Annotated in this window: 5 protein-coding genes; 2 read left to right on the forward strand and 3 right to left on the reverse strand. The window is 55.9% G+C overall.

Annotated features, from left to right (window positions below; translation table 11 throughout):
• Both AB4043_RS04565 and AB4043_RS04570 read left to right on the forward strand, forming a co-directional pair.
• A partial coding sequence (locus AB4043_RS04565) for an efflux RND transporter permease subunit (protein WP_442306572.1) occupies positions 1 to 1,452 on the forward strand: 1,452 nt, incomplete at its 5' end.
• Between the two features lie 76 nt (positions 1,453 to 1,528).
• Entirely contained in the window at positions 1,529 to 2,302 is a 774-nt protein-coding gene (locus AB4043_RS04570) for an SDR family oxidoreductase (RefSeq protein ID WP_442299225.1), read from the forward strand.
• Between the two features lie 428 nt (positions 2,303 to 2,730).
• Here the strand turns inward: AB4043_RS04570 and AB4043_RS04575 are convergent, their stop codons facing one another.
• From AB4043_RS04575 to AB4043_RS04585, 3 genes are all read right to left on the reverse strand, one after another.
• Entirely contained in the window at positions 2,731 to 4,815 is a 2,085-nt protein-coding gene (locus tag AB4043_RS04575; RefSeq protein WP_442306573.1) for a glycogen debranching protein, read from the reverse strand.
• Between the two features lie 4 nt (positions 4,816 to 4,819).
• Positions 4,820 to 7,723, reverse strand: a complete 2,904-nt coding sequence (locus tag AB4043_RS04580; RefSeq protein ID WP_442299227.1) for a TIM-barrel domain-containing protein — start codon at positions 7,721 to 7,723, stop codon at positions 4,820 to 4,822.
• A 68-nt stretch (positions 7,724 to 7,791) separates the two neighbouring features.
• Positions 7,792 to 9,591, reverse strand: a 1,800-nt coding sequence (locus tag AB4043_RS04585) for a hypothetical protein (protein ID WP_442306574.1), incomplete at its 5' end; no start/stop codon positions are given.

Consider the following 9,591-nt stretch of genomic DNA (forward strand, 5'->3'; position numbering starts at 1 on the left):
CAGCAGTTCTTTCCTCAATCCGATCGTCCTGAACTCCTCGTAGAGTTGACGCTGCCTCAGGGCACGAGCATAGAAACTACGAACGCGACTTCAAAGAAGGTAGAGGACTGGCTGCGGCAGCAACCCGAGGCAAAGATCGTCACGGCTTACATTGGGGCTGGGGCTCCGCGCTTCTTCTTTTCCTATAATCCAGAACTTCCGAACCCCAATTTCGCGAAAGTCATCGTCCTGACGGACAACGAGAAGGATCGGGATCGTCTGAAGCTCAGGCTGCGTGAACGGGCTGAGCAGGGCCTTGCGCCGGAAGCCCGTGTGCGTGCCTCGCAGCTTGTATTCGGACCATATTCCCCCTGGCCGGTTGCGTTTCGCGTCATGGGCCCCGACCTGGCAAAGGACCGCGCCATTGCAGCGCAAGTACAGGCTGTAATGCGGGAAAATCCTCACACCCGACAAGTGAATTTGGACTGGGGCGAACGCGCGCCAACGGTGCATTTCGTGCTCGATCAGGCGCGGCTACAACTGATCGGCCTTTCATCCCACGAGGCTGCCGAACAGATCCAATTTCTTCTGACCGGTGCGCCGGTAACGCAGGTCCGTGAGGATATTCGAACGGTGGAGGTCGTTGCTCGAAGCGCTGGAACAGATCGCTTTGATCCCAGAAAGCTTAACGATATGACCTTGATGAATCGCTCGGGGAAGGCTGTTCCACTCAGTCAAGTCGGCCACGTCGAGATTCGCCCCGAAGAACCGATTCTCAAACGTCGTGATCGGTTGCCGACCATTACGGTACAAAGCGACCTTGATGAATCGCTTCAGCCTCCACAGGTCTCTGTTGAGATTGAAAAGGCAATTCAGCCGATCATCGCAAGCCTGCCCGAGGGCTACAGGATCGAGACGGGCGCCAATATAGAAGAAGCCGGTAAGGCAAACAGAGCTCTGGCGACGGTATTTCCCCTAATGATCGTGCTGATGCTCACGGTGATCATCCTCCAGGTCAGGTCATTCTCGGCGATGTTCATGGTGGTTCTTACAGCCCCTCTCGGTGTCGCTGGCGTTGTTCCGACACTGCTTCTCTTTCATCAACCATTTGGGTTCAATGCGATTCTTGGTTTGATCGCATTAGCTGGCATCCTGATGCGCAATACGTTGATCCTGATCGGTCAAATTAAAACAAACCAGGAGGAAGGACTTGATAGTTATCACGCTGTCGTTGAGGCAACAGTACAGCGATCACGCCCGGTAATCCTTACAGCGCTCGCGGCTGTGTTAGCCTTCATTCCCCTGACTTTCTCAGTCTTCTGGGGTTCGATGGCATACACACTGATCGGCGGAACCGCTGTGGGTACAGTGCTGACGCTCGTATTTTTGCCCGCACTCTATTCCATCTGGTTTCGAGTAAAAACAACAGCGGTCCAGAAGGATGAGGCGCAGGCAGTGCTGGCGCATTCCTAGCCGAAAGGCTCGATCATCAATAGCCGAACTTCAGACACAAAAAGCGATTCGTATCGTCCGTAATTAAGGAGCTCTTATGAAACTCACCGGTCGCACTATTCTCATCACTGGAGGCTCTGCCGGGATCGGCCTAGCTTTCGCGCTCAAGTTTCTCGAACTCGGCAACACCGTCATCGTGACGGGCCGCCGCCAGACGGTGCTCGATGAAGTGAAAGCCAAGTACCCAAAACTCCACACGATTCAGGGCGACGTTGCGGACCCTGCGCAAATCGCAGCGCTGGCGACGCGTGTGAAGGCTGAGTTCCCGAAGTTGGATGTGCTGATGAACAACGCGGGAATCATGCTCTACAAGAACCTCAAGGCGCCGGCCGTCGATCTCGACGGATTGATGACCGAGGTGAATATCAACGTGGGCGGTGTGATTCGCATGACCTCTGCATTCATCGACATCCTCACGGCCAACAAGGGTACCGTCATCAACGTGTCCTCTGCACTCGCTTTTGTGCCGCTGCCGTCCGCGCCGATCTATTGTGCCACGAAGGCGGCGGTTCACTCTTACACCCAATCGCTGCGTTTCCAGTTGGAGGAGACGGGCGTCGAGGTGATCGATGTTATGCCGCCAGGTGTAAAGACCGATCTGGCAGCAGATCTTGCAGAAGAAGGTGGAGTCGCTCTGATGACCACAGACGAGTTGATCAAAAAATCCTTTGCAGCTTTCAAGGCAGGTAAGCTCGAGATTCGGCCGGGGCAGTCCAATCAACTCGCGTTGATGCGGCGCCTCGCACCTAATTTCATCAACCGCCAGCTCTGGAAGGCTTCTAAGCCATTGGTCCCGACCGGGAAGAAATAAGGAGGCTCTGCCGGTGAAGATGCGGCACAGGACGTTCAGCTTCGTTTGGAGTACGCCCCCAGCGCCTCCGTTCGACGCAGGGCGTCCAGAGACCGCACCTCCTCATATTTTGCATGCTGTCAGTGCGAGGTTTGCTGCTTCAGCGCGAGAACGGTATGAGCGAGTGAGGTTGATCGCTGAGAAGCGCGGGCGAGTTTGAACGCTAGGGTAGGCACCCGGGCAATGTAAACGATAAGCGCTGAAGGCCCGCTCTATAACTCCGCAGCCAAGGCGAATGTGTCGATACGCCCCAGTGTAGTGAATCTAAAGTTCGCGACATAATCATGAAGCTTTGCCATCCGAAGCATTGAAAAAGCAGGTCCTTCACTACGTTCAGGATGACAACATTTACGACGCTCTCGTTGTCCATTCTCCGATGGTACGCATCCTTATGGGTTTCGCTTCGACACAAGAATAACTACCGACCTGGAACTGGCGAAGTAGCTGGGCGTTGTGATTGCCACTTCTGTACCGGGAGCAGCGATCGTATTGGGTGCGGGTAGAACCGTGTCGGCGAAGCGGAACCACTGTCGTCCCTGAAGTTGTGGAAGCTGGAAGGGAAGCGCCGTGAACTCCATGTTGAAGATCGCATGGATATGCTCCACGCCCGCCGGGTCGGCGATCGTGATGGCGAGTACCCGTGAGTTCGGGTCATTGAAGCCGGGCTGATATAGGTTGCAGCCGTGGAAGGAGATATCCTGCAGGCCGTCAGTTATGACCTGCCCGGTGAAAAAGGTCTGCCGGCTGAGCGCTGGGTGGCGCTTTCTGAAGTCGATCATGCCCGCTGTAAAGGCGACCAGATCTTTCTCCATTACGGGCAAGGTCCAGTCAAACCAACTGATTGGGTTGTCCTGGATGTAAGGATTGTTGTTCCCTTGTTGGGTGCGACGGCACTCATCGCCTCCCAGCAGCATGGGGACTCCCTGCGAGAGAAAGAGAAGGGCGAGGAAGTTGCGTATCTGGCGTTCTCTGATGGAGTTAATCGCCGGGTCGGCCGTGGGGCCTTCTACTCCATAGTTGTTGCTGATGTTGTCCGCATCGCCCGAGTCTTCAAAGTTCGCTTCGTTGTGTTTGGTGTTGTAGCTGACTACGTCGTTCAGGGTAAAGCCGTCGTGGCAAGCAAGGTAGGAGATGCCGTTGTGCGGGCCGTAGCCCGATTGCTGGAAGATGTCGGAGCTGCCGCAGAGGCGGCTGGCGACCTGGCTGATGAGTCCGGCATCTCCGCGGACGAAACGCCTGATCACATTCTTGAACTGAAAGTTCCAGGTAGCTGACCGAATATCCGGGAACTTCCCCAGCACGTCTCCCTGATCGCCCCCAAAGGGTTCGACGATGACCTTGATATTGGCAAAGCGTTCATCCAGGTTGATTGCCCAGACGATCGGCGGATACTCCAGCTCCCGGGCGTCTTCTCCCAGTGTCAGAACAGCCCCGAGGTCAAACCGAAAACCGTCGACATGCATGTCGGTAACCCAGTAGGACAAGCTCTCCGTCAGCATCTTGGTCATTGCTGGGTGGTTACAGCGTACAGCGTTCGGACATCCGGTGAGGTCTCCACGGTAGTACGTATGGTCCAGCTGCTGCAGGAAGTAAAAGACGCTGTTGTCGATGCCCTTGAAACTTATGACCGGCCCGTTCTGATCGTCCTCGCCGGTATGGTTGAAGACCACATCGAGGATGACTTCGAGGCCCGCCTTGTGCGCCGCTTTGACGAGATCTCGAAATTCGTTGACGTGGCTTGAAGTCATGGGCGAGACGCAATACTCCGCATGCGGCGCAAAGAAACAGATGGGATCATATCCCCAGTAATTGTTCAGCCCCTGGCCAGTTGTCGGATTAATTCTCTTCGGGGTCTTGGAATCAAAGTCGAAAACCGGCATGAGCTCGATGGCGGTCACACCAAGGGATTTGATATAGGGCAGCTTCTCGATCAGGCCGGAGAAGGTTCCCGGGTTAGCAACGTTCGACGATGGTGACTCCGTAAAGCCACGCACATGTAGCTCATACACTACCGTTGACTCCAGTGGAGTATTCGGCGGCGTGTCGCCCTCCCAGTCGTAGCCGGAGTCGTCGATGACCATGCTGCGCATGGATTGTGCAACGTTATCGCTGTTGTCCTTTGACGGCGCGGCAACCCAGAGGGTGTCGATGTTGCCTCGCGAATAAGGGTCGATCAATACCTTATTGGGGTTGAAGCGGTGGCCGAAGTTTGTCAGGTCGGCCGGACTGGATGGGCCATGCACGCGAAACGCATACGCAGTATTCGCCTGCAGGCCATCCACCTGGACATGCCAGTAAAACATCGTCGGTTGCTGAATCGTGATGACCTGCGAAGGCGCAGGATCCAGCGGTGAGGCAAACAGGAGCAGGTCAACCTGTGTGGCGTTCTGCGAGAACAGAGAAAAGTTGACGCCTGACGGGTTGACCGTTGCTCCCAGGGGTTGTGATTGTCCTGCTCGCGTGGCGAAGGGCATAAGTTTAGAAGTTGGCCACTACAGTAAGGACGGAAGCAGTATCGAAGACCTTCACGAAGACGGTCTGCAGAGAGACGTTGAAGTAGAAGGCATTGACGTTCGAGGCTCCCAGCGCGGAGGCGCCCGCCTGGTCACTGGAGCTTGTGAGATCGGGAACTGCGGTCCCGTTGACCGTAACACTGGCGGCATGTGTCGCCTGCAGGAGAGAGACATAGAAGAACGTCTCCTTGGGTGTGAACTGGTCGTAGGTCCGGGTTACCGTTACGGTGCGTACGCTGGGCACGGTCTTTTGTGCAATGGTCGTAAGCCTGTACTTGCCTTCCTGGTAGCCTGTGCCGATCTTGTCGTCGAGGTAGAGTGTGTAGTCGCGGTCGGGACCGGGATAGCACTCGAAGGTAAGCGGGCACAGAGGCAGTTGACCGACGTACTGCTCAAGTTCGCGCCGCGGAAGAATCGCTCCCGCACGAACGTACATCGGCACCAGGTCAAGCGGAGCATACCAGTTGAAGCTCTGGCCGCCCGCGTTCTTTTGCGGCAGAGGAGCCTGAGCATCCTGATAGGCAAACCAGTCACTGCCTGCCGGAAGATAGACGTTACGGTTCCAGCTCTGTTGAATGATCGGCGCGATCAGCAAGTCGTTGCCCACCATGAACTGAGTGTTCAGAAACGCTTCCTGATACACACCGGGGTCCTGGCGATCGGTAAGGAACAATGGACGGCAGATGGGAAGACCCGTCTGTGTGCACTGGTACAGCGTGTCGTAGAAGAGCTGCAGCAGCTTGTAGCGGATCTCAATGTACTTGCGGCATGCGGATTGGCAGGGATCCGGATATGCGTACGGCTCCTGGTACTGCTTGTTGTATCCGTCATAGTGGTTGCGGCACCAGCCGATGAAGGCGCTCACGGTGGTCCAGCGTGCCATTAGATCGGGATTAGTGACTCCATTGGGACCAGTACCGTTCGCAGAGCCTCCGGCAGAGCTGGTCGCAAAGCCTCCAACGTCTGCGCCTGACATTGGCTGACCTGAGAGACCGAAGTTGAGGATCTCCGGGATCAGGATGGAGAGGAAGTTCCAGTCAGACGCAGAGTCACCGGTCCAGCTGGCAGCGTAACGATGGACTCCCGCGTAGCCGCCGCGGGCGATGATGAATGGCCGCTTGTCTACACCCGCCGCTTTGCGAAGCCTGATCATGCCTGTATGCGTTGCGCTGATCAGGTTGAGCGCAAACACGTTGTGGATCTCGGCGCTGGGCACCATCTTGTTCTGCGTGTAATCGAACATCAACACGTTGAGCGGGAGTGTCTTATAAGGCGCGGAGTCGCAGATACTGGGCTGCGTTGCAGGATCGGTCATGTCCTGCCACACCATCTCGAGGCCGGCATCGAGCAGAGGCTTGTATAGTTCACCCCACCAGTCGCGGAACTGCAGTTGGCCGAGGTCCGCGTAGTAGCCATAGGTGCCCAGCGCCGTCCCGGAACCGGGATTGTAAGGAGCGCCTGGCGATGGATATGGATTGAACCCGTAGTTCACTCCATAGCTCTCATTGGTGACGAAGGGCTTTGGATAAGCCGGCCCCTGGCCTTCCGCGCGATTGTCCTGCACAAAGGCATTGATAGCGAGTCCGGATTGCAGTACGGAATACGGCGTGGCATTGCCGTTTTCATCGAGAGGCTGAATCGTCACGATTCCGGTGATATTCGTACTGCACTTGACGCCCATGGCGGCGGCCTGCGAGAAGCAGTTCGCTCCCCCATTGGGGAACTTCATCTGACTGGCGGTAAAGGTGCGGTAGTTATCCTGGAAGTCGACATCGATGTGCATGCCGTCGAGCGGGATATTGCTTGCGCGGTATTGCTGAATCGCATTCAGCACCCGGCCCTGGTCGTAGTATCCGTAGCATCCCTGGTGGTTTCCAAGCGCCCACATGGGAGCAAGAGCAGCCGGGCCTACCAGCGTTGAGTATTGCCGCAGCACATCCGGAGCGGCATCTCCGGCCATGAAGTAGTAATCGATCTCTCCATAGAGTGCGCCGAAGAAGTACTTCCCGTACATATTGCCGTTGTAGCTGGAACTTGCTCCGAAGTTCATGTAGCTCTGGGACTCGTTGTCCAGCAGGATGCCATAGGCATACGGAACGCCGGTGGGCTGTCCGCCCTGGTCAAGGGGATTCGGGTTGTCCTCAAGAAAGAAGGGGATCGAGTTGTACAACGGTTCAGACCAGTTCAGTGGCCCGGGCTGTACCATGGGGTCGTTGTAGTTGGAGTTGTAGGGGATGACTCGCAGGAACCCATCGCCGTTAGGAGCGGGAGGATCGTCGGAGTTCTGGCCGCAGTATTTGAAGTTGTCGTAGTTGAAGAAGGTCAGGGCGGCTTCATTCAACCGCAGGTCGTTGCCGCCCTTTTCTCCGGCTCCAAAGTAGTTGGCATTCGCAGGATAGGTCTTGAAGTTGGCGACGGCGTTGCCGCCGTTGGCGACATAGATGAGGCCAGGGGCCACATCTGTGCTGATGAGATGGTTCTTCCAATACACCTGCACGGTGAATGGCTGAAAGAGGACGTCGAGCCGCAGAGAGCCCAGATCCACTGAAAGCTTGACGGAGTCATTTTGCAGAATGTTGACGGCCGGTGCTCCCAGATCCTTGTTGACCACAGCGAAAGAGCCATCCATGCTGTAGTCGTTTTGGGGATTGAAGCGCACACGGAATGCCGCCGGCCCAAGCACATAGATCTTGAGTTCAGGAGGCTGACTGCCTCCCGATCCCGTGCCGGTCAGGGTAAAGATCCCATCACCTTTGTCATAGAGGCATTGGCTTACATTGCCGAATGATGTCCATCCTGTTGCACTGTTCGGGTTGAAGCCATCGACGGGAACATAGCGGTAGCTGGAATCTCTTGAATCAACACTCATTGCGAAATGACCCCTTTGCTGCTCTTCAATGTGGAGTTCTAGAGCATTACACCTACAGGGAAAATGCTCTACGGCTGACGATTGGGTGTGTGCATTGAGAAACGCTTTCGGGCCGGAACACTTGCTTCCGCTCCCAGGTTTTGTTTACTGGTTTCAATCTGCAGCATCCAGCTGAAGCTGGCATGGGCCGAACGTCCAAAGTGGCCGTTCTCTCCATAAATAGGCTGCTTCACTCCGTTGACAATCACGGGATTCCCGTTCATGTCTCGCTTCCAACCCGTGGCAATACCCGCGGAATAGTGGCAACCGACGCAGCTCTCCGTACCTGTCACCGGTGTGTTGTCAGCAGTGCAGTTGTCGGGTAGACGATCGTCCTGTTCCAGGCAGCCGGCGTTTTGTCCGCCCTTCTGGAAGTAGGTTTCCATGGTGGTGTTCACCAGAAAGACTGGAACCACGTCGCCGGGTGTCTTATTGGTGATGCTCTCCGGGGCACTCCCCTGGCCGCCGGCATAAGCGGGCGCGAATTTGTGTACGGGCCACTGTGTTCCGATCAGCTCATAATACTGAAAGACGGAACCTTGGCTGTGAAGCAGTGCCTGCACCTGCTTGTTCAGCTCCGCTACGGCGTCGCTGATCTTGTCATCGATGGGGTTGAGGCCATGCTGGAGCGGGATCTGTACGCGAGACGTCTGGACAGGTGTGGTGGTCAGGTTCTCATACCAGGTCTGGCAGTTCGTGCCGTTGGTGCAATCACCGTTCTTTGCTGGAAGCACGTTCACGGGAGCGTTCTTCAGCGCAGGGTTCATGAAGTTCGCGTGGCTCAGGCCGCCGTGTTCCAGAGGATTCTGACGCACATTGTCGATCTGCTCGAAGGTGCTCCAGATCCACTCCGGAGAAGATTCGGTACGCATCGCAATATGCATCCCGACGAGACCTGCGTCGATGGTGCGGTACTGCGGCGGCCCACCGTTGGTTGGTTCGGAAAGTTCAACACGAACCCGTTTCGTATAGAAACGTGACCGGTCGTCGTTTGGTCCCAGTTCCTTCCAGGAGAGCTTGATCTCGATTGATCCGTGCTTCTTATTGCCGGAATTGAGCGGCATCGAGACTTCGCTTTGGTTGACGTCTTGATTGCTGAAGCGAATCTGGCCATCGATACTATAGAGCTCATTCTTGTAGAGGTATTCGTACTCCTCTGGATCCACCAGTGCTTCATAGCGAGCCCACTTGCCGTTCTGGTCAACCAGCGGCCCGGAAAAGGCTTGAAAGTTATCGCTGGCAGAGGCCTGCTGCCGCCATGCCGCCTTTGTCATCGTCAATGAAATGCCGTTGGTTGCCGCGTCCTTCACCTGTTGCGCGGGATTCCATGGGAATTGGGGCCGAGCGCCATTTGGCAGAAAGATCTTTTCGATCGGGACCCAATAGCTCCATAGAGGCTGACCTGAAGTTGCATTGAGGCTCGACTGTGGCGACTCATAGGACTGTTGCGGCCAGTTCAGCGCCAGGAAGGCCTGCCACGAGAGGATGTCAAACTCCCGTTGCGCTTTCAGTACAAGCTCTGTGTCGTGGGGCGAGTACTCGCCGCCGTTCTGCGGATGGACCTCCGCCATCATCGCCTCAATCTGAGCGGCGTTTACATCGTAAGGAAGCTGTGGTGAAAGTGTTGAAGGGAACTGCCGCAGGCCAGCCTGCAATGGCTGAGCGCCTGTTCTTCTAACCAGGTAAAAACCTGCCAATGAGGCGATGACAAGTAAGCCGCCAACGAACGAGAGGAGAATCCATTTTCTCTGCATGATTACCCCGATTCTTTCCAAGAGGCAGTACAGAGCCAGCGCAATTCGCGCCGGTTTCACAGCCTCTTTTGTCAC

It is taken from the genome of Terriglobus sp. YAF25 (genome assembly GCF_052113305.1).
In the GTDB taxonomy this organism is placed as follows: domain Bacteria; phylum Acidobacteriota; class Terriglobia; order Terriglobales; family Acidobacteriaceae; genus Terriglobus.

What these genes read in the sequence shown, in the direction of transcription:
- AB4043_RS04570 (WP_442299225.1), top strand. Translation starts at nt 1,529, where the DNA reads ATGAAACTCACCGGTCGCACTATTCTCATCACTGGAGGCTCTGCCGGG.
- AB4043_RS04580 (WP_442299227.1), bottom strand. Translation starts at nt 7,723, where the DNA reads ATGAGTGTTGATTCAAGAGATTCCAGCTACCGCTATGTTCCCGTCGAT.
- AB4043_RS04575 (WP_442306573.1), bottom strand. Translation starts at nt 4,815, where the DNA reads ATGCCCTTCGCCACGCGAGCAGGACAATCACAACCCCTGGGAGCAACG.